This is a genomic window from Corallococcus sp. AS-1-12, assembly GCF_020036995.1.
GTDB lineage: Bacteria > Myxococcota > Myxococcia > Myxococcales > Myxococcaceae > Corallococcus.
Genome location: NZ_JAIQDD010000012.1, coordinates 129,399 through 153,718, shown reverse-complemented (window position 1 = coordinate 153,718; position 24,320 = coordinate 129,399). Strand labels below are relative to the sequence as shown.

Annotated in this window: 23 protein-coding genes and 1 tRNA gene; 14 read left to right on the top strand and 10 right to left on the bottom strand. The window is 70.7% G+C overall.

The features are described 5' to 3' along the window. The first annotated feature begins 88 nt into the window (after nucleotides 1-88). The 5 genes from fni (at nucleotide 89) to K8556_RS20845 (ending at nucleotide 5,724) form a co-directional block, all read left to right on the top strand. Nucleotides 89-1,147 carry a type 2 isopentenyl-diphosphate Delta-isomerase gene (gene fni, locus K8556_RS20865; protein WP_223741826.1) on the top strand — a complete coding sequence of 353 codons (1,059 nt, stop codon included), beginning with the start codon at nucleotides 89-91 and terminating at the stop codon, nucleotides 1,145-1,147. A gap of 33 nt (nucleotides 1,148-1,180) precedes the next feature. Beyond that, a complete protein-coding gene (locus K8556_RS20860) occupies nucleotides 1,181-2,509 on the top strand; it encodes a hydroxymethylglutaryl-CoA reductase, degradative (RefSeq protein WP_223741825.1) in 1,329 nt (442 codons plus the stop codon). Between the two features lie 106 nt (nucleotides 2,510-2,615). Continuing rightward, complete coding sequence (gene mvk / locus K8556_RS20855; protein WP_223741824.1) at nucleotides 2,616-3,554, top strand: mevalonate kinase; 939 nt, start codon at nucleotides 2,616-2,618, stop codon at nucleotides 3,552-3,554. Further along, nucleotides 3,551-4,537 (top strand): diphosphomevalonate decarboxylase, encoded by a 987-nt coding sequence (gene mvaD / locus K8556_RS20850; protein ID WP_223741823.1) that lies wholly within the window; start codon nucleotides 3,551-3,553, stop codon nucleotides 4,535-4,537. Before mvk ends, mvaD begins: the two co-directional genes overlap by 4 nt. A 107-nt stretch (nucleotides 4,538-4,644) precedes the next feature. Continuing rightward, a complete protein-coding gene (locus K8556_RS20845; RefSeq protein WP_223741822.1) occupies nucleotides 4,645-5,724 on the top strand; it encodes a mevalonate kinase in 1,080 nt (359 codons plus the stop codon). Between the two features lie 31 nt (nucleotides 5,725-5,755). On the opposite strand, the gene K8556_RS20840 is transcribed toward K8556_RS20845, so the two are convergent. Next, nucleotides 5,756-6,934: a BamA/TamA family outer membrane protein gene (locus K8556_RS20840; protein WP_223741821.1), complete on the bottom strand. Its 1,179-nt coding sequence runs from the start codon at nucleotides 6,932-6,934 to the stop codon at nucleotides 5,756-5,758. A gap of 153 nt (nucleotides 6,935-7,087) precedes the next feature. Between K8556_RS20840 and K8556_RS20835 the strand changes: the two genes are divergently transcribed. Together K8556_RS20835 and K8556_RS20830 are read left to right on the top strand one after the other, a co-directional pair. Next, nucleotides 7,088-8,680, top strand: coding sequence for an alkaline phosphatase family protein (locus K8556_RS20835; protein WP_223741820.1), 1,593 nt, complete (start codon nucleotides 7,088-7,090; stop codon nucleotides 8,678-8,680). 20 nt (nucleotides 8,681-8,700) lie between these two features. Beyond that, on the top strand, nucleotides 8,701-9,783 hold the full coding sequence (locus K8556_RS20830; RefSeq protein WP_223741819.1) for a lysylphosphatidylglycerol synthase transmembrane domain-containing protein: 1,083 nt from the start codon (nucleotides 8,701-8,703) through the stop codon (nucleotides 9,781-9,783). A 54-nt stretch (nucleotides 9,784-9,837) separates the two neighbouring features. Here K8556_RS20830 and K8556_RS20825 read toward each other — a convergent pair. The 7 genes from K8556_RS20825 to K8556_RS20795 form a co-directional block, all read right to left on the bottom strand. After that, a tRNA-Leu gene (locus K8556_RS20825) sits at nucleotides 9,838-9,921 on the bottom strand. A gap of 84 nt (nucleotides 9,922-10,005) precedes the next feature. After that, on the bottom strand, nucleotides 10,006-10,383 hold the full coding sequence (locus tag K8556_RS20820; RefSeq protein WP_120548006.1) for a 2Fe-2S iron-sulfur cluster-binding protein: 378 nt from the start codon (nucleotides 10,381-10,383) through the stop codon (nucleotides 10,006-10,008). 3 nt (nucleotides 10,384-10,386) lie between these two features. Continuing rightward, entirely contained in the window at nucleotides 10,387-12,231 is a 1,845-nt protein-coding gene (hscA, locus tag K8556_RS20815; protein ID WP_223741818.1) for a Fe-S protein assembly chaperone HscA, read from the bottom strand. After that, nucleotides 12,228-12,776, bottom strand: a complete 549-nt coding sequence (gene hscB / locus K8556_RS20810; protein WP_223741817.1) for a Fe-S protein assembly co-chaperone HscB — start codon at nucleotides 12,774-12,776, stop codon at nucleotides 12,228-12,230. Before hscB ends, hscA begins: the two co-directional genes overlap by 4 nt. Nucleotides 12,777-12,881: 105 nt before the next feature. After that, entirely contained in the window at nucleotides 12,882-13,265 is a 384-nt protein-coding gene (locus K8556_RS20805) for an iron-sulfur cluster assembly accessory protein (RefSeq protein WP_223741816.1), read from the bottom strand. Nucleotides 13,266-13,309: 44 nt separating this feature from the next. After that, nucleotides 13,310-13,702, bottom strand: a complete 393-nt coding sequence (gene iscU, locus K8556_RS20800) for a Fe-S cluster assembly scaffold IscU (protein ID WP_120553652.1) — start codon at nucleotides 13,700-13,702, stop codon at nucleotides 13,310-13,312. A 117-nt stretch (nucleotides 13,703-13,819) separates the two neighbouring features. Beyond that, a complete protein-coding gene (locus K8556_RS20795; RefSeq protein WP_223741890.1) occupies nucleotides 13,820-15,181 on the bottom strand; it encodes an IscS subfamily cysteine desulfurase in 1,362 nt (453 codons plus the stop codon). Between the two features lie 377 nt (nucleotides 15,182-15,558). Between K8556_RS20795 and K8556_RS20790 the strand changes: the two genes are divergently transcribed. From K8556_RS20790 to K8556_RS20775, 4 genes are all read left to right on the top strand, one after another. Continuing rightward, the gene (locus K8556_RS20790; protein WP_223741815.1) at nucleotides 15,559-17,172 is read left to right on the top strand and encodes an SPFH domain-containing protein; all 1,614 of its coding nucleotides are present in this window, start codon (nucleotides 15,559-15,561) and stop codon (nucleotides 17,170-17,172) included. 69 nt (nucleotides 17,173-17,241) lie between these two features. Continuing rightward, entirely contained in the window at nucleotides 17,242-18,669 is a 1,428-nt protein-coding gene (locus K8556_RS20785; protein WP_223741814.1) for a protein-disulfide reductase DsbD, read from the top strand. A gap of 19 nt (nucleotides 18,670-18,688) precedes the next feature. After that, nucleotides 18,689-19,801, top strand: a complete 1,113-nt coding sequence (locus K8556_RS20780; RefSeq protein ID WP_223741813.1) for an AAA family ATPase — start codon at nucleotides 18,689-18,691, stop codon at nucleotides 19,799-19,801. A 145-nt stretch (nucleotides 19,802-19,946) separates the two neighbouring features. After that, entirely contained in the window at nucleotides 19,947-20,342 is a 396-nt protein-coding gene (locus K8556_RS20775) for a hypothetical protein (RefSeq protein WP_223741812.1), read from the top strand. Between the two features lie 18 nt (nucleotides 20,343-20,360). Here K8556_RS20775 and K8556_RS20770 read toward each other — a convergent pair whose 3' ends face one another. Both K8556_RS20770 and K8556_RS20765 read right to left on the bottom strand, forming a co-directional pair. Then, entirely contained in the window at nucleotides 20,361-20,951 is a 591-nt protein-coding gene (locus K8556_RS20770; protein WP_223741811.1) for a tRNA-uridine aminocarboxypropyltransferase, read from the bottom strand. Beyond that, on the bottom strand, nucleotides 20,948-21,499 hold the full coding sequence (locus K8556_RS20765; RefSeq protein WP_014395291.1) for a hypothetical protein: 552 nt from the start codon (nucleotides 21,497-21,499) through the stop codon (nucleotides 20,948-20,950). The genes K8556_RS20770 and K8556_RS20765 overlap by 4 nt, the downstream gene beginning before the upstream one ends. A 458-nt stretch (nucleotides 21,500-21,957) precedes the next feature. On the opposite strand from K8556_RS20765, the gene K8556_RS20760 reads away from it, so the two are divergent. The 3 genes from K8556_RS20760 to K8556_RS20750 all read left to right on the top strand — a co-directional run bounded on the left by K8556_RS20760 (nucleotide 21,958) and on the right by K8556_RS20750 (nucleotide 24,020). Continuing rightward, nucleotides 21,958-22,539 (top strand): RNA polymerase sigma factor, encoded by a 582-nt coding sequence (locus K8556_RS20760; protein WP_120564062.1) that lies wholly within the window; start codon nucleotides 21,958-21,960, stop codon nucleotides 22,537-22,539. Then, complete coding sequence (locus K8556_RS20755; protein WP_223741810.1) at nucleotides 22,536-23,009, top strand: anti-sigma factor; 474 nt, start codon at nucleotides 22,536-22,538, stop codon at nucleotides 23,007-23,009. The genes K8556_RS20760 and K8556_RS20755 overlap by 4 nt, the downstream gene beginning before the upstream one ends. A gap of 159 nt (nucleotides 23,010-23,168) precedes the next feature. Next, the gene (locus tag K8556_RS20750; RefSeq protein WP_223741809.1) at nucleotides 23,169-24,020 is read left to right on the top strand and encodes a zf-HC2 domain-containing protein; all 852 of its coding nucleotides are present in this window, start codon (nucleotides 23,169-23,171) and stop codon (nucleotides 24,018-24,020) included. The last annotated feature ends 300 nt before the right edge of the window (nucleotides 24,021-24,320 follow it).

Sequence of the window (24,320 nt, the reverse complement as noted above, 5' to 3'; positions counted from 1 at the left end):
CACCCCGGCCCTGGCGCTTGCTAGGAACCCAATGACCTTCCAGGCTTACAGGTTTTTTGCAGCGACAGCACGGGTGGCTTTCAGCGACATGGGCGACGAGACGACAGCCAGGCGGAAGGATGCCCACCTCGATTTGTGCGCGACCGGAGACGTGGAACCCGCGCGCAACTCCACGCTGTTGGAGGACGTGCACCTCATCCACTGCGCCATGCCGGAGATGGCGGTGGAGGACGTGGACCTGTCCACGCCGTTCCTGGGCAAGCGCCTGAAGGCGCCGCTGCTCGTCACCGGGATGACGGGCGGCACGGACCGGGCGGGCGTGGTGAACCGGGACCTGGCGCTGCTCGCGGAGCGGCACGGCCTGGCCTTCGGCGTGGGCAGCCAGCGCGCCATGGCGGAGGACGGCGCGCGCGCGGCGTCGTACGCGGTGCGCGACGTGGCGCCCACGGTGGCGCTCCTGGGCAACATCGGGCTGTACCAGGCCATTGGCCTGGGCGTGGACGGCGTGCGGCGGTTGATGGACGCCATCGGCGCGGACGGCATGGCGCTGCACCTCAACGCGGGCCAGGAGCTGACGCAGCCGGAAGGCGACCGCGACTTCCGCGGCGGCTACCGCGTGGTGGAGGAGCTGGCGCGCGCGATGGGCGACCGGCTGCTGGTGAAGGAGACCGGGTGCGGCATCGGTCCGGACGTGGCGCGGCGCCTGGTGGAGCTGGGCGTGCGCAACCTGGACGTCTCCGGCCTGGGCGGCACGTCCTGGGTGCGCGTGGAGCAGCTTCGCGCGGTGGGCTCGCAGGTCCAGGTGGGCGAGGAGTTCAGCGGCTGGGGCATCCCCACCGCGGCGGCCATCGCCAGCGTGCGCAAGGCGGTGGGGCCGGAGGTGCGGCTGGTCGCCAGCGGCGGCGTGCGCGGCGGGCTGGAGTCCGCGAAGGTGCTCGCGCTGGGCGCGGACCTGGCGGGCATGGCGCTGCCGCTGTTCCGGGCCCAGCAGCAGGGCGGGCTGCCGGCCGCGGAGGAGGCGCTGAAGATCATCCTCACGGGCCTGCGTCAGGCGCTGGTGCTGACGGGCAGCCGCACCGTCGCGCAGTTGCGGCAGCGGCCGCGCGTGGTGACCGGCGCGTTGAAGGATTGGCTGGCGGCGTTGTGATGCAGGGTGGATCCCAGGTTGGGAAGGAAGAACATGTCTGACACCGTGACGTCCCGGCTCGCCGGATTCCACAAGCTGCCCCTGGAAGAGCGCCTGGCGCGCATCGGCCAGATGTTCCGCCTGACCGAGGCGGAGCTGGAGCAACTGCGCGGCGAGAATGGCCTGGACCTGTCCATCGCCAACCAGATGATCGAAAACGCGGTGGGCACCTTCTCCCTGCCGCTGGGCCTGGGCCTCAACCTCACCGTCAACGGGCGCGACTACCTGGTGCCCATGGCCGTGGAGGAGCCCTCCGTCGTGGCGGCGGTGTCCTTCGCGTCGAAGATCGTCCGCGAGGCGGGCGGCTTCACCGCGGAGGCCGACGAGTCGATGATGATCGGCCAGGTGCAGGTCTCCAACTACGGCGACCCCGGCCGCGCGTCCGACAGGATCCTCGACGCGAAGGAGCAGATCCTCGCCCTGGCCAACAGCTTCCACCCGGCCATGGTGGCCCGCGGCGGCGGCGCCCGGGACGTGGAGGTGCGCCTGCTGCCCGCGCCGGAGGGGCCGCGCGGCGAGCCGCTGCTCATCGTCCACCTGCTCATCGACGCGCAGGAGGCCATGGGGGCGAACCTCATCAACACCATGGCGGAGGGCGTGGCGCCGCTGATCGAGCAGTTGACGGGCGGCCGGGTGTACCTGCGCATCCTGTCGAACCTGGCGGACAAGCGGCTCGCGCGCTCCACGTGCCGCATCCCGCTGCCGCTGCTGGCGGACTTCGGCCTGCCGGGCGAGGTCATCGCCGAGGGCATCGCGCAGGCGAGCCGCTTCGCGGAGGCGGACCCGTACCGCGCCGCCACGCACAACAAGGGCGTGATGAACGGCATCGACGCGGTGGCCATCGCCACGGGGCAGGACTGGCGCTCCATCGAGGCGGGGGCGCACGCGTTCGCGTGCCGCAAGGGGCAGTACCGCCCGCTGTCCACCTGGTACCTGGAGGAGGGCCACCTGGTGGGCCGCATCGAGCTGCCGCTGGCGCTGGGCATGGTGGGCGGCCCCATCAAGATCCACCCGGGCGCGCAGGTGGCGCTCAAGCTGATGCGCGCCACCAGCGTGCGCGAGCTGTCCATGGTGTTCGCGTCGGTGGGCCTGGCGCAGAACTTCGCGGCGCTCCGCGCCCTGGGCTCCGTGGGCATCCAGAAGGGCCACATGGCCATGCACGCGCGCAGCGTCGCCGTCACGGCGGGCGCGCGCGGCGGGGACGTGGAGAAGGTGGCCAACCTGCTGGTGAAGGCCGGGCACGTGAAGGTGGAGAAGGCGCGGGAGATCCTCGCGAACCTGCCCCCGGAGACGCCCGCGGTCGCCACCCTCACCAACGGCTGACGTCCGCCCCCGGCGCTCTCCTCGCGGGAGCGCTTGACGGGGCAGGGCGGTGCGCGGAAAGAAGGCGCCGCCCCCTTCGCGTGTGCCTGGTGCCATGACTTCCGCAATGAATCCCCTGGTCGCCTTCGGTGCCGGCAAGGTCATCCTGCTGGGCGAGCACAGCGTGGTGTACGGCTACCCGGCCATCGCCGGCCCCCTGAGCATCGGCGTGGTGGCGCGCGGCGGGCCTTCGCGCTCGTGCGTGCTGGACGTGCCGGTGACGGCGGACGCGGCGCAGAAGCGGATGATGCGCAAGGCCTTCGCGCGGGCGGCGAAGCTGGTGGGCGAGCCGAAGGTGAAGGTGACCCTGGAGCCGCAACTGCCCCTGTCCGCGGGGCTGGGCAGCTCCGCGGCGCTGGCGGTGGCCACGTCGCGCGTGCTGCTCCAGGCCGCGGGGCAGGCGCCCACGGCGAAGGCGACGGCGCGGCTGGCGTGGGAGATGGAGCAGGAGTTCCACGGCACGCCGTCCGGCGTGGACCACACCACGAGCGCGGAGGAGCAGCTCATCCTCTACCGGCGGGTGCAGTCGCCGGCGGGCGTCACGGGCCGCGCGCGCGCATTGAAGAGCCCTCGGCCGGTGTCGGTGGTGGTGGCGCTGGCGGGGGCGCGCAGTCCCACGAAGCTGACGGTGGGGGCGCTGCGCGAGCGGCAGGCGCGGTGGCCGGAGCGCTATCGGCGGCTCTTCGGTCAGGTGGGCAGGCTCGTCACCGAGGCGGCGAAGTCGGTGGAGACGGGCGACCTGGAGGGGCTGGGGGACGCGATGAACGTCAACCAGGGCCTCCTGAACGCGCTGGGGCTGTCGTCGCCAGCGCTGGAGGACATGGTGTTCCGGCTGCGCTCGCTGGGCGCGCTGGGGGCCAAATTCACCGGGGCGGGAGGTGACGGTGGCGCGGTCATCGGCCTCTTCCCCGAACCGGAGCCCGTGGTCGCGCGGCTGACGCGCGACGGCGTGCGCTGCTTCGCGAGCCAGCTCGCGGGTCCACGGCTCCAGGGAGACATTCCATGAAGGCAACGGTCCGGGCGCATCCCAACATCGCGCTCGTGAAGTACTGGGGAAAGCGCGACGAGGCGCTCATCCTCCCGCACCAGTCCAGCCTGTCGCTGACGCTGGCCCCCATCCACGTGACGACGACGGTGGAGTTCGGCGCGCCGTCGGACACGGTGGAGCTGCACGGCCACGTGGCCAGGGGCAGCGAGCGCGACCGCGTGCTGCGCCTCCTGGACGCGGTGCGCGTGCAGGCGGGGCGCGACCTGGGGCCCGCGAAGGTGGTGTCGCGCGGGGACTTCCCCATGGCGGCGGGGCTGGCGAGCAGCGCGGCGGGCTTCGCGGCGCTGGCGGTGGCGGGGCGCGCGGCGGCGGGGCTGCCCCAGGACACGCGGGCGTCCAGCATCCTGGCGCGCCGGGGCAGCGGCTCCGCGTGCCGCAGCGTGCAGGGCGGCTTCTGCGAGTGGATGCGCGGCGAGCTCGCGGACGGCGAGGACAGCTACGCCGTGCAGCGCTTCGACGCGGGACACTGGGCGGACCTGCGCATGGTGGTGGCCATCCTCGACCGCGGCGAGAAGGAGGTGAAGTCGCGGGACGGGATGAAGAACACGGTGGAGACGAGCCCCTACTATCCGGCGTGGGTGAAGGACGCGGAGGCCGAGGTGCCCCGCGCCCGGGAGCTCATCGCGAAGAAGGACCTGGAGGGGCTGGGCGAGCTGTGCGAGCGCAACGCGTGGCGCATGCACTCCACCTCGCTCGCGGCGGATCCGCCGCTCTGCTACCTGAACTCGGCGACGCTGGGGCTCATCCAGCACCTGCGCGAGCAGCGCAAGAAGGGCGTGCCGGTGTGGTTCACGCTCGACGCGGGGCCGAACCCGGTGCTGCTGACGGACGCGGCCCACGAGGTCGCGGCGGAGGCCCTGGCCCGCGCCTGCGGCGCCGTGGACGTGGTGCGCTGCGTGCCCGGCGGTGACGCGACGCTGCTCACCGAGCACCTGTTCTGACGAACGGCGCATGACGCTGGAGCCGGCCTGTGGCTCCAGCGAATCCCCTGTCGGAAGGCTTTCAACGCAGGCACCGGGCCGTCGTGTCTGCACGAGGTGACACACGGATGGACCGAGCGCTCTCCGCCCCGGGCAAGCTGTTCATCTCCGGCGAGTACGCCGTGCTGTGGGGCGGCGTGTCGCGCCTCGTGGCCGTGGGCCCACGCACGGCCGCCTATGTGCGCAGGCGCCCGGACTCGCGCGTGCACATCTGCCTGGAGGAGGGGACGCTCCAGGGGCTCACCACGCCCCGGGGCGTGAAGTGGGACCGCGACGTGCCCGCCGGCTTCTCGTTCGTCGCCCGCACGCTGGATGAAGCCCTGCGCGCGCATGGCCGCGCGAGCGTGGGCTTCGACGTGGCCGTCGCTCCAGGCGCGCTCGGCCCCGGGGGCCACAAGCTGGGCATCGGCGGCAGCGCTTCCGCCACGGTGCTCGCCGCGGAGGCCGCGCGCTTCGTGCTGGAGGAGAAGTTCGACGTCCTCAAGCTCGCCCTCACCGCGCACACGCTGGGGCAGGGCGGCAAGGGCAGCGGCGGCGACGTGGCCACGAGCTTCGCTGGCGGCGCCGTGCGCTACCGGCGCTATGACGTCACCGCGCTCGCGGACGCCGCCAACACCGGCCGCTTCAACGCCGCGCTCGCGGAGTCCCCGCCGGTGGACCTGTGGCGCATGCCCGTGCCGCGCGTGTCCATGCTCTACGCCTTCACCGGCGAGAGCGCGTCCACGAAGCTCCTCATCGGCCAGGTGGAGGCCCGCCTCGCGGAGGCCGGACGCAAGGCCTTCGTGGAGCGCTCGGACGCGCTGGGCCACGCCATTGAAGATGGCCTGGGCGGCGGCGACTTCCGCGCCTTCGCCGAGGCCGTGAAGGCCCAGCACGCGCTGCTCCTGGAGCTGGGCCCGCTGGAGACCGAGGGCATGCGCCGCGTGCTGGCCATCGCCGCATCCTACCACTGCGCGGGCAAGCTCTCTGGCGCGGGCGGCGGTGACGGCTGCATCCTCTTCGCCCCGGATGCCCAGGCGCGCGAAGCGCTGCGCGAAGGCCTGGAGTCGCGCGGCTTCCTCACGCTGACGCTGGACGTGGAGCAGGGCGTGCGCGGCGAGGCGCAGGTGGATGCGCGGCTTCGCGGCTGGGTGGACGCGCTCACGTGAAATTCCGCGCGGCGCGCGCCCGGGCCCGCCGTTAGAACATGTGACCGAACGTGATGTAGAAGCGCTGACGGCCCGTCTCGGTGGAGCGCGCGTAGTCCATGCGCACCACGGCCGCGCGGCGCGAGAAGCGCAGGCCGCCGCCGATGCCCGGGTGCCACTCATGCCACTTGCCGTCCGTCACGCCCGGATGCCACACGCGGCCCAGGTCCAGGAACACCACCGCGCCCAGCGCCAGCGGCTGCCCCAGCACGCTCATCCGCGCCGCCTGGAAGCGCAGCTCGGAGTTGCTGAACGCCTTCACGTTGCCGGCGAAGCGGTTGCGCTCGATGCCGCGCACGCTGCTCATGCCGCCAATGCCCTCGGACACGTTGACGCCGCCCGTGGTCATCCACTCGAAGAACGGCACCTCCCCGAAGAGCATGTCCAGCGTGAGCCGCTGCGCGAAGATGAGCCGCGGGGTGATGCGGATGTAGCGGCGCTCGCTCAGCGTTACGCCCGCGTACTGGTAGCGGCTGAAGGTGGCCAGGCCCGACACGCGCAGCGCCACCTCCTCCACGCCGCCGGACGTGGGGTCGGACTCGTCGTCACGCGTGTCCCAGAGCGCCCCCGCGAGGAGCTGCCCGCTGGGCCCGCCCTCGATGCCGATGGGCCGCTCCTGCGCCAGGATGGACGTCTCGTAGGGTGACACGCGCGTGTAGCGCCAGCCGTAGCCCACGTACGACTGGAACGGGTGCTTGTCCCCGAAGGGCCGCCCGCGCAGCCGCACCCAGAGGCCCGGCGAGCCCTTGTCGTAGTTGTAGCGCTGGTCGTCCACGTCCCCCCGGAAGTCCGGGGCGGACAGGTTGCCCGCGCCGAAGAAGGGGCTGCTCTTCTCCTGGCGGTACTCCAGCCGTCCCTCCAGCCGCAGGGGCCCCAGCAACTGCGGCCCGTCGTAACGGAGGTAATGATTCATGGCGCCGCGCGAGCTGAAGAACACCTGCGCGGACAGGGCATGCGCGTAGGGCGTCTTGCTGCCGTCGCCATAGAGGTACATGCCGCCGACAGCGCCGTAGCCGAAGCCCTGGTCCGAGCTGAAGGACACGAGCGGCAGCGCGATGCCGTCCATCGTCGGCGTCCGCTTCACCGGCACGAGGCCGGGCGCCGTGCGGCCGGCGGCCACGGCGCTCAACGACATCAGCAAGAAGAAGAGGAAGACGACTGGAGCCAGCATCGAAACCCCGTGAAGCCCCGAGGGGGCGCGTCGATTCCAGCCCGGGACAGCGAGCCCATCCGCCCGCCTGCTCTCCAAGAGAGCAGCGCGGCCCCGGAAGCTCCTGTCCCCCTGAATGCCCATTTTGCCTTGGGGGATGGGGGAGCCGTCAACGTGCGCGAAAGTCTCAACGAGCTCGTCAGCGAGAATTCACGAAATTGGGCGAATACCCTCGTCCGGAGGATTGGATCGAAAGTTCCGCCCGTGGCGGCGCGTCGGCCCCGGAACGCTCTGCTCGTCCACCTGGACGGGGTGCCCAAGGCGCTGCTCGACGAGGCCATTGTCACAGGGCGCATGCCCTTTGTTTCACAGCTCGTCCGCTCTGGCGCGTATCACCTGGAGAACGCGTTCTGGGGCGCGCCCACGTCCACGCCCTTCTTCCAGGCGGGGCTGCTCTACGGGCTGAGGCACCCGAACCTGCCGGGCTATAGCTGGTACGACCGGGCGCTCGGCCGCAAGGTGCAGATGAACACGCCCGCGGACGCGATGGCCATCGACGCGCGCCTGCGCGGCCACGGCCGCACGAGCCTGTTGGACGACGGCGGCCACACGTACTTCTCGCTCTTCCACGCGGGCGCCATGAACCGCATGTGCATGAGCACGCTGTCGAGCTTCAAGCTCATGGCGCGCTCGTTCGCGTACGAGCTCCAGGGGCTGGGTTCGGCGCGGACGCAGGGCGCGTGGGACTTCCTGCGTTCCTTCGGCATGGAGTCCTGGCAGGCCGCGCGCGAGGTGCGCCAGTGGGCGCGCTCGCTCAACGACTGGCGCCACGAGCAGGGCTTCCTCGTCAGCCGCATCCTCCTCCAGCGGTTGGGCTGGAGCTTCGCGCACACCAAGTCCCTGGTGGACATGGTGCGCGGCGTGCCGCTCATCTACCTGGTGTATGGCAACTACGACGAGGTGGCCCACCGCCGGGGCCCGCGCTCGGAGCTGGCGCTCCAGGAGCTCTACCGGGTCGACGCGTCACTGGCGGAGCTGTTCGCCGTGGCCCGCGCCGCGCCGGAGCCCTACGACGTCATCCTCCTGTCGGACCACGGCCACGTGGACAGCCTGCCCCTGGAGCAGCGCCAGGGCCGGCGCCTGGAGGCCGTCCTCTTCGAGGGGGAGGTGCCTCCGCTGAAGGACGACGTGCGCCGGGGCCTGCTGGACGGGCGCCAGGCGCCAGCGCCGGACACCGCCGCGCGCGCGCCCTTCATCCCGGTGGTGGTGGAGGCCGGCAACTTCGCCCACGTCTACCTGAGCGGCCGCTCCGTGCCGCTGGAGGCGCGCGAGCTGCTGGCGCGGCATCCGGAGGTGCTGGCGCGGGCCACGAACAACCCGGACATCGGCATGGTGGCGATTCGCCGGGGCGCGGAGGCGGTGGTGGTGATGGGCGGAGGTGTCTACGGCGCGGAGGACCTGGACCGCGCGCCGCTCACCACCGAGTACAGCAAGCGCGCCGTGGCGGACTTCCTCCACGGGCTGCCGCGCATGGACACCGCGGGGGACCTGGTCCTCTTCGGTGAAGCCGTCCAGAAGGGCGGCACGGTGGGCTTCGCGTGGGAGTTCGGCTCGCACGGCGGCCTGACGCAGGTGGAGTCCGACAGCCTGGTGATGTGGCCCGCGAGCGGCCCGGTGGACCTGTCCGGCCTGAGCCACTGCGCGCGGCTGCACGAGCGCCTGGCGGAGGCCTACCTGGACACCGGCTCGCCGCGGATTCTCCATTGAGACCGAGGAAGGGGAGGACCATGCGGCTTCCCAACGCCGGTGGACGCACGTGGCTCAAGGTGCTGGGCGGAGCGGTGGGGGTCGTCCTGTCCCTGCTCCTGCTCTCCACCGCGTTCTTCAAGTGGAACCTGAGCGGGGCCGGCGACCTGCTGACGCCGCGCTTCCCCCTGGACAAGTTCGTGCGCGACCTGCCGGGGCACCTGGTGTGGCTGGTGCCGTTCATGCTGCTGCAGGCGTCGCTGGTGCCGCTGCGCGCGGTGCAATGGCAGGCCACGCTGCGCAGGCCCATCCCGTTCAAGGACCGCTTCCAGTTGGTGGGCATTGGCGTCTTCGTCCACAACGCGCTGCCGGGGAAGCTGGGCGAGGTGACGCGCTCGTTCCTCCTGTCGCGCACGCACAAGATCCCCTTCATCCGGAGCCTGGGCTCCGTGGGCGTGTGCAAGCTGATGGAGTTCGCCTGCCTGATGCTGCTGGTGGCCCTGTCCTTCCTGGGCCCCTTCGGCGAGACGATGGCCCACTTCCGCACGGAGCTGCACGTGGCGCTGTCGCTGTGCATCGGCCTGGTGGCGCTGGTGGTGCTGCTGGCCCACTGGGCGGCGCCCCTGGGCCGCTGGCTCCACCAGCGTCACACCATGCCCCGCGTGGACAGCTTCCTGAACCACGTGGGCGAGGGCCTGGGCACCGCGCGCTCCTTCAAGGGCATGGCGAAGGTGTTCTTCTTCTCCATCTTCCCGGTGTTCGCCTCCGCGCTGGCGTACGGCCTGGCGCTGCACGGCGTGCACATCCCCGGGGGCCTCTTCGCGGGCGCCGTGGTGCTGGGCGCCATCTCCCTGGGGCAGTCGCTGCCGGGCGTCCCGGCGGGCATGGGCATCTACTACTTCGTCACGAGCTGGGCGGCGCGCGCGCTGGGCTCCCCCGCGGAGGACGCGGCGGCCTTCGCCACGCTCACCCACCTGGGCACCGTCATCAGCCAGGTGGCGGTGGGGGCCTGGTCCGTGCACCGCTCCAAGCTGCGGATCCGCGACCTGCGCAAGGGCGGCCGGCTGGCCAACGCCGCCGCGCACCACGTGGCGCACGAGGCCGTGGAGCCCGCGCCGCCCTGACCGGAAAAACAAAAAGGGCCCCGACTTGTGGTCGGGGCCCTTCGTCTACTGCAGTGCCCAGGAGAGGACTCGAACCTCCATGCCCTTGCAGGCGCTAGACCCTGAATCTAGTGTGTCTACCAATTCCACCACCTGGGCAGGTGGCTCGCGGTGCCTCGCGGCGCCGTGATGGGCGAGACGTATAGAGAACCTCCCCCGCCCGGTCAACACCCTTTTTTCCGCCTACTTCTTCAGCGGCCAGCGGCCCTCGGACTCGAGCTTCCGGCGGATGGCCGGGTTCTCGTCCATGAAGGCGACGAGGGACTCCTCGGTGATTTCGACCGTGACGTCCTCGCCGCCGACCTCCGTCTGGCAGGACAGGCGGGAGTACGGCCGGACGTCGAAGCCCATGTCCAGCCGGTCCATCTCGTCGTCGCGCTGTTCGCTCAGCGACTCCAGGCCCTTGCGGACCCAGACGTGGCAGGTGGAGCACCCGCACACGCCGCCGCAGCTATGGCCCACCTGGGCCTCGCCCTTCTCCGCGGCGTCCAGCAGGGTGGTGCCCGGGGGCACGTCCACGGCGACCTCGGCCAGGGGGCTCTTGAAGGTGACCTTGGGCACGGCTCAGTACTCCTCCACGGAATGGCCGGACACCACCTGGGTGATGGCGCGGTTCATGACCCGTTCGATGAAGGCCCGGGACGCCTCGTCCAGCGCGTGCAGGGCCTCCTTCACGGCCAGGTAGTCCTTGCCCTGCGCCGCTTCGCGCACGCGGGCCATGGCGGCCTGGATGGCCTCCGGCTCGCCGGCCTGGAGCAGCCCCGCGTTCTCACGAAGCTGGCGGTCGGCCTCGGAGAGGACGCGCTCGGCCTCCACCTGCTGCTCGCGCAACTGGCGGGCCTGGATGTCGTCCTCCGCGAAGTCGATGGAGTCCAGGAGCATCTTTTCGATCTCCTCGTCCGTCAGGCCGTGGCTGGGCTTCACGGTGATGGCCTGCGCCACGCCGGTGCTCTGCTCCTTGGCGGTGACGGAGAGGATGCCGTCCGCGTCCACCTGGAAGCGCACCTCCACGCGGGCCATGCCGGCCGCCATGGAGGGGATGCCGGAGAGCGTGAAGCGCGCGAGGCTGCGGTTGTCCTGCACCAGCTCGCGCTCGCCCTGCACCACGTGCACGTCCAGGCCCGTCTGGCCGTCCTTGAACGTGGTGAACACCTGCGCCGCCGCCGTGGGGATGGTGGAGTTGCGCGGGATGAGCTTCTCCGTGATGCCGCCCATCGTCTCCAGGCCCAGCGACAGGGGGATGACGTCCAGCAGCAGCACCTCGTCCTGGCGGCCGGTGTCGGTGAGCAGGCTCGCCTGCACCGCCGCGCCCAGCGCCACGACCTGATCCGGATCGATGTCGCCCAGGGGCTCGCGGCCGAACAGCTCCGCCACGAAGCGGCGCACCGCGGGCACGCGGGTGGAGCCGCCCACCAGGATGACGCCGTCCAGCTCGCCCGCCGCCACGCCCGCGTCCTTCAAGGCCCGCCGGCACACCGCGCCCGTCTTCGCCACGAGCGGTTGGATCCACGCCTCGAAGTCCGCGCGGGACACCGGCTGCGAGTGGCCGTCCACGCTGAGGACGACCTCCGCGGCGTCGGTGAGCGCCTCCTTCGCCTTTCGAGCGGCGGCCATCAGCTCCGCCACCTGCGCGGGAGTGGGGGACTGGACGCCCCGCTTCTGGAGCACGTGCTGCGCGATGGCGCGGTCGAAGTCGTCGCCGCCCAGCGCGGAGTCACCGCCGGTGGACTTCACCTCGAAGACGCCGTCCTCCAGCTTGAGGATGGAGATGTCGAACGTGCCGCCGCCCAAATCATAGACGGCGAACATCCCCTGGCTGCCCTTGTCCAGGCCGTACGCCAGCGCGGCGGCGGTGGGCTCGTTGAGCAGCCGCAGCACCTCCAGGCCGGCGAGCTTCCCCGCGTCGCGGGTGGCCTGGCGCTGGGCGTCGTCGAAATAGGCGGGCACGGTGATGACGGCCTGCTCCACCTTGCCGGAGAAGTGCGCCTCCGCGCGGCGCTTCAGGGCGCGCAGGATCTCGCCCGACACTTCGATGGGCGTCACCGGCTGGCCGCCGGCCACGTTGAAGCGCACCACGTTGGCGCCGGGGGCGAAGTCGTAGTGGCCCAGCTTGCGCGTCTCCGGGTCGTCCGGGCTGCGGCCCATGAAGCGCTTCACCGACACGATGGTGTCCGTGGGGGCCTCGGCCGCGAGCTTCCGCGCGCGAACGCCCACCACCACGCCGCCGTCCTTCCCGTAGTGCACCACGGAGGGCAGCAGGAGCGAGTCGCCCTCGTCCACCGGAACGCACCGGGGCTTGCCCTGGGACACGGACGCCACCAGCGAGTGCGTCGTTCCCAGGTCGATGCCCACCACGTGGCCCTTCGGCTTGAGCGGGTCGTGGATCTGCAGATAGCCGTTGTTGCTCACGCGAGCACCTCCTCCTCGAACGCGTCCACCTGCTCGAGGAAGCGCGTGAAGTAGCGCACCCGCCCCAGCGCGTGCGATGCCTTTCTCACCCCGTCCGGAGAATCCCCGGCGGCCTCCAGCGAACCGAGCGCCGCGACGGCCTCCTGGAGCGCCGCCGCCTTGCGGCCCGCCACGTCCTTCGCCATGGCCTGGGCCCGGGGCAGGTCCTTCGCCGCGATGGCTTCATCCAGGGCCTCGCGCAGCTCCATGACCTCCTCCAGGAACTCCAGGGGCATGTCCTTCTGGGCGCCCGCGTCCTCGCGGTCCAGGTCCACGCCGTGGAGCTTGAGCAGGTAGAAGGCGCGGCGCACCGGGTCCTTCAGCGTCTTGAAGGCCTCGTTGAGGGCGGTGGTGCCCTCCACGGCGGCCAGGCGCGCCTTCGCGTCACCGGGGCCGACCCGGTCCGGGTGCAGTTGGAGCGACAGCTCCCGGTACTGCTTCTCCAGGGCCGGCATGTCCACGGCGTGGGAGCGGGGCAGCCCGAACACGTCGAAGTGGGTCCTCACGGTGCGCACATCCTCATGGGGGAAACGAAAAAGGGGCCCGGCACCGGGCCGGACCCCTGCTGCCCGCTCCCTGACCCACGGGGCGGGCGGGAAGGCCGCTTCAGTTCAGACGGAGAAGCTCTCTCCGCAGCCGCAGGCGGCCTTGACGTTGGGGTTGTTCAGCTTGAAGCCGGACGCCATCAGCGTCTGCTCGAACACCAGCTCCGTGCCGATGAGGTACAGGTAGCTCTTCGGATCCACGAAGACGCGGACGCCGTCGCGCTCGAACACCTTGTCGCGCTCGCGGGACTTCTCCGACCACTCCATGGAGTACTGGAGGCCGGAGCACCCGCCGCCCTTCACGGCGATGCGCAGGCCGGCGTCCGGCGTCTGGCGCTCCTCCAGGAGCTGCTTGAGGCGCGCCACCGCGCTGTCCGCCAGGCCAATGCCCTTGGGGGCCGGCTTGGGGGGCGTCTGAGGGGCCTGGGTCGTCTGGGCCTGCTCGTTCATGGGGTCGTCCTCAATCCAGTGAGAAGAAGTGCCGCGCGGAAGCCTCAGGCCTGCCGCGACGCGCGCTTCTTCTTGAAGTCCTCGATGGCCGCCTTGATGGCGTCCTCGGCCAGCACGGAGCAGTGGATCTTCACCGGGGGCAGCGCCAGCTCCCGGGCCACGTCCTTGTTGGAGATGGTCATGGCCTGATCCACCGTCTTGCCCTTCACCCACTCGGTGACGAGCGAGCTGGACGCGATGGCGGAGCCGCAGCCGAAGGTCTTGAAGCGCGCGTCCTCGATCACGCCCGAGTCGCTGATCTTCAACTGGAGGCGCATCACGTCGCCGCAGGCTGGGGCGCCCACGAGGCCGGTGCCGACGTTCGGGTCGTTCTTGTCGAGCGTCCCCACGTTGCGGGGGTTCTCGTAGTGCTCGATGACCTTCTCGCTGTAAGCCATGCGTCTAACGCTCCTTCACACAACGCTTGAACTGATGCGCCATCCGGGCAACCGATGCGCGGCCGGGCGGGCGGGGGCTTCCGTGCCCGGCGGGAAGTCTTGAGGGGAGGGGAGCGCCTAGTGGGCGGTCCACTCGATGCTCTTGAGGTCGATGCCTTCCTTGGCCATCTCGTACAGGGGGCTCATGTCTCGCAACTTGCGGACTTTGTCCACCACGAGGCGGATGACGAAGTCGACCTCCTCCTCCGTGTTGAAGCGGCCCAGGCCGAAGCGGATGGAGCTGTGCGCCATGTCCTCCTCCACGCCCAGCGCGCGCAGCACGTAGGACGGCTCCAGCGACGCGGACGTGCACGCGGACCCGGAGGACACGGCGACGTCCTTGATGGACATCATCAGGGCCTCGCCCTCCACGTAGGAGAAGGAGATGTTGAGGCTGCCCGGCATGCGGTGCTCCAGGCTTCCATTCACCGTCACCATGTCCAACTGCTCCATGATGCCGGTGCGCAGCCGCTCGCGCAGGCGCAGCAGGCGCGCCGCCTCCTCCGGCAGGTCCTGCTTCGCGACCTCCGCCGCCGCGCCGAAGCCGACGATGGACGCCACGTTCAGCGTGCCGCTGCGCATGCCGCGCTCGTGACCGCCGCCGTCCACCATGGGCGCGATGCGCACGCGCGGCTTGCGGCGCACGTAGAGCGCGCCCACGCCCTTGGGGCCGTACATCTTGTGCGCGCTGATGGAGGCCAGGTCGACGTTCATCTTCTCCACGTCGAAGGGCACCTTGCCCACGCCCTGCACCGCGTCGCAGTGGAAGAGCACGCCCTTCTCACGGCACAGCTTGCCAATCTCCGCCACCGGCTGGACCACGCCGATTTCATTGTTGGCGAACATGATGGAGACGAGCACCGTCTTGGGCGTCATCGCCGCGGCCAGCTTCTCCAGGCTCACGCGGCCGTCCTTCTCCACGTCCAGGTAGGTGACGCGCGCGCCGCCCGTGGGCAGCTCCGCCCACTTCTTGTACGTGTCGTCCGCGTCCAGGTTGAACTTCGCCGCCAGCTCGGGGACTTCTTCCGGCGTGACGTCGCGTTCGGCCAACTGGCCCAGGCGCAGGAGCTTGAGCTCATCCAGCCGCTCCTGGCGCACGCGCTCCAGGCGCTTGCAGGTGTCCAGGACGGCCTTGTGCTCCGTCTTCAGGGTGATGATGTGGTCGCCCTTGGACTTGTAGAACTCGATGACGCCCTTGATGGCCAGGTTGTCGGACTCGGTGGCGCCGGAGGTGAAGACGATCTCCTTCTCCGACGCGCCGATGAGGTCCGCCACCTGCCGGCGCGCCTTCTCCACCGCGGCCTCGGCCTTCCAGCCGAACGCGTGGTTGCGGCTGGCCGCGTTGCCGAAGTCCTCGCGGAGGTAGGGCAACATCGCCTCCAGCACCCGCGGGTCGAGCGGGGTGGTCGCGTGGTTGTCCATGTAGATGGGCAGGTTCAGCATGAAGTCCTCAGGAAGAAGTGATGCAGGAGGGTGGAACACCCCTCCGCTCCCCGGCGACGCGGTGGGGCCGCGCGCAGCGGCAGGGTCTACATGGGCCCACACGAATGTGGACCGGACTGGTCAATTATAAAATCGACCCCCCTCGGGTCAAGGGAACATGGGGTCCGGGGCCCCTGTCTCCGACGCATCAGGTCGATGCGTGCGGAGTGCGCCGGCCTGGGTCAACGCGCCTCCAGAGTGGAGCACTCCGGCTGCGCCAGGTTGGCGCGGGGTGATCCGAAACAGCGCTTCGCGCGCCCATAAGTGCCCGTTTCAAGGCCCCGCCGGGCATGGCCGGGCGCCTGCACTGGTGCCGGCGCGGAGGGTGCCAACACATGAGCGCCAACGCGAAGTCGCAGGCCCGGAGCAACGCCCAGGACATGCAGCAGGAGGGGATGGGGCGGCCGTCGCTGATCCGCCTGGAGGGGGGCCTGGAGCGCTCCCGCTACGCGGACGGCTGGCGGGCGGGCAAGCCCGCGGAGGATCCGGACAAGGTGAAGAAGTGGGGGCTCATCACCGCGCGGCCCAGCGAGTTCCTCATCCACATGCGTCGGGGGCGCGTGCGCGAGGTGAGCGGCCAGGGCGCGAGCTGCTTCAAGCTGCCGGGGGACTCGGTGGCCATCGTGCCCACCAGCATCCAGCGCTTCCAGTTCACCGCGGATCAGGTGACGAGCGAGAAGGTGGGCGTGGCGGTGACGGGCCTGGCGGTGTACCGCATCGCGGATCCGCTGGTGGCCTTCCGGATGCTCAACTTCAGCTACCCGGAGCGCGCGCAGGAGAAGCTGGCGGAGCTGCTCGGGGAGATGTTCGTGGGCGCGGCGCGCCGGCTGGTGGCGAACCTCACCGTGGAGCAGTGCCTCACCCGGCGCAAGGAGGGCATCGCCGAGGAGCTGATGCGAGAGATCGCGCCGGTGCTCTCCGGGCGGGGCCGGCTGGAGGACCGCACCGACTCCGGCTGGGGCGTGCTGCTGGACACGATTGAAATCCAGGACGTGCGCGTGCTCTCCAGCGCCGTCTTCGAGCACATGCAGGCCCGCTTCCGCCGCGAGCAGGAACGGCAGGCGCGCGAGGCGGAGCTGGCCAAGGAGCGCTTCGTGCGGCGCGAGGAGACGGAGGCCGAGCGCGTGCTCAACCTCCAGAAGCTCGCCGCGCGCGAGGAGGTCCGCCAGCGCACGCAGGGCACGGACGAGCAGGCGCGGCTGGAGCAGCTCGCGGTGGAGGCGCGGCTCGCCCAGGCGAAGATGGAGCAGGTGCGCCAGCAGCAGCAGGAGCGCACGTCGGTGGAGCGGGAGGTCGCGCTCGCGAAGCTGGCCGCGCAGGAGGAGGTCCGCACGCGCACGCAGGCACTGAAGGAGCAGGCCCGCCTGGAGGCGCTGGCCACGGACGCGCGGCTGGAGGAGGCGCGGCTCACGAGCGAGCGGCAGCTCGCGTACAACCGCGCGCAGGGAGAGCTGGAGCAACTGCGCTGGGAGCAGGAGGCGGAGGCCGCCCGGGCCCAGGTGGAGCTGGACCGGCTGCGCCGCCAGCGCGAGGCGGAGGCCGCGCGTCACGAGGTCCAGCTCGCGGAGGCCCAGCAGGAGGCCGAGCAGTTGTCCGCCCGGCTCCAGGTGCTCCTGACGAAGCAGTCCATCGCGGAGGCGGAGGCCGGCATCGCGGAGCTGGAGCTGCGGCGCACCCGCGCGCAGCAGGGGCTGGAGCTGGAGCGCGCGAAGACGCTGCGCGACATCGAGAACGCGGTGAGCCCGGAGGTCATCCAGTTGACGTTGGCGCAGCAGTTGCCGCAGGTGGCGGCGGCCTTCCAGCAGCGGATGGGCGAGGTGCACGTGACGGCGGTGGATGGAGCGAACCCCTTTGGCTACATCGCCGCCGCCGTGGAGGGCGTGATGGGGCTGGCGCGCTCCGCGGGGCTGAAGGTGCCTGCCTCCCCCGCGCAGATGCCGGCGGGGTAGCCGCGTCCCCGGCCTCCGCATATAGAAGGGGCCTCCGAAGGTCCGGACGCGCGGAGGCGTAAGGCACGCATGGACACGAAGAAGCTGACGCTGGCGGCGGTGGTGGCGGGTGTGGCGGTGGCGGTGGTGCCGTGGCTGTTGCCCACGGGGCCGAGCGCCGGGCTGGACGCGGCCCGGTTCCTGGAGTCCGGCAACCTCGCGTGGGGCGCGCTGGTGGTGTTCGCCGGCGGCCTGCTCACCGCGATGACGCCGTGCGTGTACCCGCTCATCCCCATCACCGTGTCGGTGTTCGGCGCGAGGAAGGCGGAGGCGCGGGGCCGCTCGCTGGCGCTGACGACGTCGTACATCGTGGGCATGGGCGTGGTGTTCAGCGCGCTGGGCATCCTGGCGGCGAAGACGGGCCAGGCCTTCGGCGCCATGCTGGGCAGCCCCTCGGTGGTGATGGGGCTGGCGGCGTTCCTGCTGCTGCTGGCCTCGTCGATGTTCGGCGCGTTCGAGCTGGCGCTGCCGTCGTCCCTGCAGACGAAGCTGAGCAACGTGGGCGGCGCGGGCATCGCCGGTGCGTTCGTGATGGGCAGCGTGTCCGGGTTCCTGGCGGCGCCGTGCACGGGGCCGGTGCTCACGGGCCTGTTGGCCTTCGTGGCGAAGTCCGCCAACACGACGCTGGGCGCGACGCTGCTGTTCATCTACGCGCTGGGCATCGGCGTGCCGTTCTTCCTCATCGGCGTCTTCACCGTGCGCCTGCCGCGCGGTGGCGTGTGGATGGAGTGGGTGAAGAGCGTGCTGGGCATCATGCTGGTGGCGCTCGCGTTCTCGTACCTGAAGGACGCCTTCCCCTGGGCGCGCGACCACGTGAAGGCGCTGGGCGCCGAGGTGGGCCAGGTGCCCGGCGCGGTGATTGCCGCGGCGCTGGTGGTGGTGGGCGTCGGGGTGGGCGCGGTGCACCGCTCGTTCAAGGAGGGCGCGCGCGACTTCGGCTTCAAGGCGCTGGGCGTGGCGCTGGTGGTGGGCGCGCTGGTGGTGCGCGGCGGCGCGCTGGACGCGCGGCCCGTGGGTGAGCTGTGGGTGCGCATGGGGCTCCAGGAGCGCCCGGTGGCGCCGTCCTGGCAGTGGCACCACGTGATGCCGGAGAAGCAGGCGACGTTCGACGCCGGCCAGTTCGAGCGGGTGCTCGCGGCGGCGAAGAAGGAGGGCCGCCCGGTGCTCATCGACTTCTTCGCGGACTGGTGCGCGGCCTGCAAGGAGCTGGACCGGCTGACGTACCCGTCCACGGAGGTCATCTCCCAGGCGCAGGACAGCCGCTTCCTCACCATCAAGATCGACGCGACGAACAGCGAGGACCGCCTGGATGCGCTGATGGAGAAGCTGGGCGTGGAGGGCCTGCCCACGGTGGCCTTCGTGAACCCGGACGGCACCGTGCTGACGAAGCCGCGCGTGACGGGCTTCCTGGAGCCCGTGCCCTTCGCGGCGGAGATGCAGAAGGTCGTCCTCCAGTAGGCTGTGGTAGGAGGCACGAATGCTTGAGCGGCTCTACGTCGACAATTACCGGTGCTTCGTCAACTTCGAGTGGAAGCCCGACCGGCTGGCGCTGCTGCTGGGAGAGAACGGCTCGGGCAAGACGTCGGTCCTCGACGTGTTGTGGAGTGTGCGAAGTCTGGTTGTACGAGACCGCGAGGTCCGCGGATGCTTCCCACACGAGTCCCGGACCCGGTGGGAATCCAGGCTGAACCAGCGCGTGGAACTGGATGTGCGACTGGGCCAGGATCTCTACAAGTACCGTTTGCAGGTAGACCACGATGAAGAGGAACCATCCAATACCCGGGTCGGGTTCGAGTCTCTTCATTGCAACGAGACGTCACTGCTGGAGTTCGTCAACGGGCAGCTCACGATACGTGGAAGTAAGGGGGCGCCGGACGTCACGTTCAGCGCCCGCACAGGCAGTTCGGGACTGAGTGCGCTCGGGACAGGGGCCAAGAAGCTCGCGGTATTCAAGCGTTGGCTTGACGAGGACGTTTGGTACTTCCGTCCGGATCCACGCCGGATGTCGGGCCGCACGGACGCGCAACGCGACATGCTCGAGGAGAGCCTTCACAATCTCGCGTCGTGGTACCCGCCGCTCATCACGCATGAATTGATGGATGCCATCCGTATCCAGGATGCGCTTCGCGAGGTCATCCCGGGATTTGAAGCACTGGCGGTGGACAAGACACGGCCCCAGCTCCAGGTCCGGTTCTCCGCAGGCAAGGGAGCCCCTTATTCGGTGGACTTTGTTGAGCTGTCAGACGGCCAGCGCGCGCTCATCGCGCTCTACATCTTGCGCCACACCGTGATCAAACCGGGGCGGCTGATCATCTTCGATGAGCCCGACAACTACGTCGCTTTGCGGGAGATTCAGCCTTGGCTGCTCGACGTCGTCGATGCTGCTTCGGAGGAAGACGGACCCCAGGTCTTCTTCGTGAGCCATCATCCCGAGTTCCTCAATCAGCTGGCTCCCTCGAATGGAACAAGGTTCTTCCGCCAGGCCGGAGGGCCTTCGAGAATCGAGCCCTTCCAAGGGCTTCCTGGGCTGAATTCAGCGGAAGTCGTCGCACGCGGCTGGGAGGACACCACGGAGCCGCCTCATGAGTAGTCGTGGAGTCAAGTACGTCATCCTCTGTGAGGATAAACAGGCACGAACCTTCATTGAACGAGCGCTTAAATCTCGGGGTGTGGGACGTCGGGATATTCGCACGGAGCCATTGCCCTCCTCTGTAGGAGGCGCAGGGGAGCAGTATGTGCGCCAGCGTGCGCCCGAGCAGATCAAGGCGCATCGGACTGCTCACGTGAACGCGGCGTTGATCATCCATATCGATGCGGATCCCGCCAACTCCGTCCATGACCGCCGCCAGCAACTCGACGCGGCGCTCAAGGAGCAGGGGCAATCGCCTGTGACGAATCCGGAGCGAATCGCCCGCCTCGTCCCCAAGCGGAACATCGAGACGTGGATCCGCTTCTATCTGGACGGTTCGCCGGTCGACGAAGTCCAGGCGTACCCGAAGTACACTGGGAACGAGAGTGCTTGCTGGCCCGCTGCGGATTCCTTCGCGCGAGATGCCGCGGGCAACGTCCAGCCCCCGCAGGCACCAGGGTCCCTCCTGCTGGGGCTCGATGAGTTCCGGTGCGTTCTGTAGCGCCCCGGCCACCGCCCGCTAGAGGTAGTTCTCCCAGCCCAGCCGCCCGCGGCTCGCGAGCACGCGCTCGATCATCAGCTCGTGCAGCGTGAGCAGCGGCTTCGCGATGTCCTCGCCCTCCAGCCGCGCGAGCGCGCCGGCCATGGCCTCCAGCGTGGACATCCCGTCCGGGTGCGGCGGCTTGCGCAGCCGCCGCGTGTCCGGGGCGGGCGGCGGCAGCCTCATGCCGGGCAGGCGCCGCAGGGCGGGGACGCGCTGCACCATGCGCCGCGCCTGCGCCCAGCTCCCGTCGATGACCACGAGCCGCTTCGGCGGAGGCCCCTCCGCCTCCGGTGCGTCCGGGAAGAGCAGCCACGTGTCCGGCGCGTCCAGCACCGACGCGTCGAAGGGCGCTCCGGGCGCGCCGTACGACACGATGTGGCAGCGGGGCAGGGCCAGCGCCGCGATGCGCGCCGTGTTGGTGCTCTTCTGCGACTCCTTGTTGTGCCGGATGATCAGCAGCTCCGTGCGCGTGGGGATGACGGGCACGTCCGCGCACAGGCACAGGGCCGTGGGCAGGTAGCAGCGCGCACAGCGACCCGACAGGTCCTCCGGGGTGCTCGACCTCATTTCGCCGCGGTGCGGTAGCGCTCCATCAGGGCCCGCGCCTCACGCAGCTTCTCCTCGACGAAGCGGTCGTCCGCGTCCGGCTCGTACTCGGCGTCCGGCGGATCCAACTGGAAGAGGGCGGACAGGCTCGCGGGGGCGACCTCCAGCCACTCCGACGTGCGGGTGAGCGCGGCCTGCCTCCGCCCGGCGAACGTCTCCGGCCCGTCCTCCGGGCCGCACCGGCAGATGCGCGCGGAGTCCCCGGACACGTCCACGTAGAGCCCCAGCACCTCCGCGTCCACCTCCGCGGCCAGCGCGCAGGTGGCCTCGCTGACGTAGGCCGCCATGGCCTGCGCCGCGCTGCGCTCCGTCAGCGAGCGCACCAGGTACACCTGCCACCCGGCCTCCGTGAGCGCACCGGCCTCGCTCAGCGGGGCCAGCTCCGCCGGAGGCGCCTGGATGCGCGACAGCAGCCGGCGCACCGGGACCTCCAGCCGCTCGAGCCGGGCGTTCGACGCGGGGCAGAAGAAGACCACGCGGTACTCTCGGCTGTCGGCGGCGGTTTCCATGGGCATACGGCGGTGGCCCAAGAGGACCAAAGGACTCCCCAGGCACGCAAGGGGGGAGTTTCGTCCGAGGACGCTTCCCCGGGCCCCGGGAGGACTCCCCCCCCGCCTGACGCACCAGGAGGTGCCGCCCGGGCCCGCCTCCACCGCGGATCCGCGTTCACGAAACCGCCCCATCCGCCGGGACGCCGCCGGGGCATGCTGACGCCCATTTTCCGCCCCCCTTTTCACGCCGGGTCTGGCCCGAGCCACCCCGGAGGCAAGTCTCACCCATGGAGAGACATTGGATCGGGGAGTCCCTGGATGTCTGTCTATTCCATGCAAGGAATTGGCGTCTGCTTGAAGTGTTTCAGCCGTACTGGTCGCCGTGCTGCGGAAAGAAGCGCGACAGCATTTGTCGCATCCGTGAGAAGAAAAGAATCCGGCCCTCGGCGTTCTCTGGAGGGAAGGGAGGCGGTCGCATGGTGCCAGGGAGGGAGGAGCCGCCAGTCCGGGAGGGCTCTGGAGGGGAGTTCGCCGCGTTCGCGATCCGCCATCAGCCGGTGCTGGTCGCCATCGCGCGCAATGTCTGCGGCAAGAGTGCCAGTGATTGCGACGACCTGGTGCAGGACGTGCTCTTGCGCGCGCTCCTGCAATGGGAGCGGCTCAAGCGCTGGCCGGAGCCCGCACGCCGCGCGTGGCTGGTGCGCGTGCTGCACAACCGGTTCCTGGACCAGTGCCGCCGCCAGGGCGCGGAGACGGACCGCCGGGTGGACCTGCACAACGTCCACATGCTCTTCGAGGACCCGGAGGACGCGCCGGAGCCCGAGCAGTGGGAGTGCGTCACGGAGGACGAACTGCGCCAGGCCGTGGCGCGGCTCAACGAGAAGCTGCGTCAGGCGTTCGAACTGCACGCGCGGGGCCTGCGCCACGCGGAGATCGCCCGGCGGATGAACACCCCCAGCGCGGGAACGGTGGGCACGTGGCTCTTCCACGCCCGCCGCCGCCTCAAGGCCATGCTCCACGACACCGCGGAACGCCGCCGCCAGGAGAGGGAACGATGAGCACCGCGTGTGAAGACCTCCAGCCCTTCCTGGACGGCAGCCTGTCCGCCGAGGATCAGCGCCGCGTCCGGGGCCACCTGGCCACCTGCGACGTCTGCGCCCGCCGCTTCCATGACCTGCTGCAACTGGAGATGCTCGCGAGGCTCGCGCTGGAGGACCCCGCGGAGAGCGAGCGCTGGGTGTCCGCCCGTCAGGCCCGCGAGACGGTGCCCGGGTCCTGGGACGACGACGTGCCGGAGAACTGGCCCGGGGACGTGCTCGCCACGCAGGTGGCTCCGCCCCCGGATCGCGAGGGCCGGGCCTGGCACCAGGGTGCCCGCCGCTTCCGCCGCCGCTGCCCGGGCTGCGCCAACTGCTGCCCCTGGTTCGCGAAGACGGAGGCGGTGGAGGCCGTCAGCGCGCCGCGCCTCCCGTGCCCGCGCACCAGCCGCTCCGGCGGAACGCTGATGCGCCCCCGCACGCGGCGCTGAAGGCGCGGGCGCCTGGCGCCTGTTCCTCCTCGGAGACCGGGTGCTGGGCAGGCGGGGGAGCAGGCGCCGGACGCTGCCAGCGGAATCCACCAAGGATTGCTCCCGCTCGCGTTTCGCAAGGGACGGGAGGCGGCCTCGAGACTCGGGCCCTGACGCTTGATGGATCTCTGGTGCAAGAAGCTCTACCGCTTCCTGGATGGGGAGCTGGAATCGGGGGACGAGGAGCACTTCCGGCTCCATCTGGCCCTCTGCCGTGCGTGCGCCAGTGGGCTGCATGATGCCATGCAGTTGGAGATGCTCAGCGTCCAGGCCCTGTGTGGCGCGGTGGCCCACAACGACGCTCCACCACCGCCCAGCACCCCTGTCCGCGGACCGCTCCGCTTCGCGTTGCCGCGCGGCCGGTGGCGGCATGCGCTGGGCGCGGTGCTGGCCATGGGGCTGGGCGCGCTCGCCGCGTTCCTGACCGGGGACGGCTTCAAGCCGGGGGACGCGTGGCGGGCGGATGCGTCCGCGCGGGAGCTGGAGGCGCGCATCGCGTACCCGGCCGCGGACCGCTACCTCCCCTACGTCCCCGTCCGGACGGGGGGGGCGGGCGGAGCGGCGCTCGCGACCGAACCGCCGGTGCCCCTGCGCACCCTGGCGGCGCTGGAGGAGCGGGGGGACCTGCACGGCATCGCGGCGGCCTACCTGGTGCGCGGCGAACTGCGTCAGGCGTCGGACTTCCTGTCGCGCAGCGCCCCCTCGCTGGACCGGGACAGCGACCGGGCCGTGGTGGCGATGGCGGCGGGGGACTGGCGGCGCGCCCTGGACCTGCTCGAAGGCGTGCTGCGTCAGGCACCGGACCATCCCCAGGCACTGTGGAACCGGGCGCTGGTGCTCCGGGCCATGGGGCTCCGGCTCCAGGCGGCGGAGGCCTTCGAGGCCGTGGCCCGCCGGGGGGAGCCGGGGTGGAGCGAGGAGGCCGGAATTCGGGCCCTGGCGCTCCGGCAGGGGGGCTCCTTCGTGAAATGAGTAAGGGGCGACCCAAGGATTCTGGCGGTCGGCGTCTAATTATCGAGGCGCGGCGTGGCGACGGCGGCGTGGGTGGACGGCAAGACACCGCACCCGGGGGGATTCGATGTACCGCATCGATGCGTGGAGCCAGGGGGAAGGCGTGCTGTGGGCGCCCGGTTCCAACGGGGGCGCGGGCGTGCGGGAGGACACACACGAGGGGAACGGGGCGGAGGGCTCCCGGCACGAAGGCGAGCAACCGCCCTTCGACTTTGAGGAAAGCGACCTGGATTGGGTCGCCAGCTACTGAGGTAACGGCGC

Excerpts from the sequence above, each read along its gene's own strand:
- fni (WP_223741826.1), top strand. The coding sequence starts at position 89 with ATGGGCGACGAGACGACAGCCAGGCGGAAGGATGCCCACCTCGATTTG.
- K8556_RS20860 (WP_223741825.1), top strand. The coding sequence starts at position 1,181 with ATGTCTGACACCGTGACGTCCCGGCTCGCCGGATTCCACAAGCTGCCC.
- mvk (WP_223741824.1), top strand. The coding sequence starts at position 2,616 with ATGAATCCCCTGGTCGCCTTCGGTGCCGGCAAGGTCATCCTGCTGGGC.
- mvaD (WP_223741823.1), top strand. The coding sequence starts at position 3,551 with ATGAAGGCAACGGTCCGGGCGCATCCCAACATCGCGCTCGTGAAGTAC.
- K8556_RS20845 (WP_223741822.1), top strand. The coding sequence starts at position 4,645 with ATGGACCGAGCGCTCTCCGCCCCGGGCAAGCTGTTCATCTCCGGCGAG.
- K8556_RS20840 (WP_223741821.1), bottom strand. The coding sequence starts at position 6,934 with ATGCTGGCTCCAGTCGTCTTCCTCTTCTTCTTGCTGATGTCGTTGAGC.
- K8556_RS20830 (WP_223741819.1), top strand. The coding sequence starts at position 8,701 with ATGCGGCTTCCCAACGCCGGTGGACGCACGTGGCTCAAGGTGCTGGGC.
- K8556_RS20805 (WP_223741816.1), bottom strand. The coding sequence starts at position 13,265 with ATGAACGAGCAGGCCCAGACGACCCAGGCCCCTCAGACGCCCCCCAAG.
- iscU (WP_120553652.1), bottom strand. The coding sequence starts at position 13,702 with ATGGCTTACAGCGAGAAGGTCATCGAGCACTACGAGAACCCCCGCAAC.
- K8556_RS20790 (WP_223741815.1), top strand. The coding sequence starts at position 15,559 with ATGAGCGCCAACGCGAAGTCGCAGGCCCGGAGCAACGCCCAGGACATG.
- K8556_RS20785 (WP_223741814.1), top strand. The coding sequence starts at position 17,242 with ATGGACACGAAGAAGCTGACGCTGGCGGCGGTGGTGGCGGGTGTGGCG.
- K8556_RS20780 (WP_223741813.1), top strand. The coding sequence starts at position 18,689 with ATGCTTGAGCGGCTCTACGTCGACAATTACCGGTGCTTCGTCAACTTC.
- K8556_RS20770 (WP_223741811.1), bottom strand. The coding sequence starts at position 20,951 with ATGAGGTCGAGCACCCCGGAGGACCTGTCGGGTCGCTGTGCGCGCTGC.
- K8556_RS20765 (WP_014395291.1), bottom strand. The coding sequence starts at position 21,499 with ATGGAAACCGCCGCCGACAGCCGAGAGTACCGCGTGGTCTTCTTCTGC.
- K8556_RS20760 (WP_120564062.1), top strand. The coding sequence starts at position 21,958 with ATGGTGCCAGGGAGGGAGGAGCCGCCAGTCCGGGAGGGCTCTGGAGGG.
- K8556_RS20755 (WP_223741810.1), top strand. The coding sequence starts at position 22,536 with ATGAGCACCGCGTGTGAAGACCTCCAGCCCTTCCTGGACGGCAGCCTG.
- K8556_RS20750 (WP_223741809.1), top strand. The coding sequence starts at position 23,169 with ATGGATCTCTGGTGCAAGAAGCTCTACCGCTTCCTGGATGGGGAGCTG.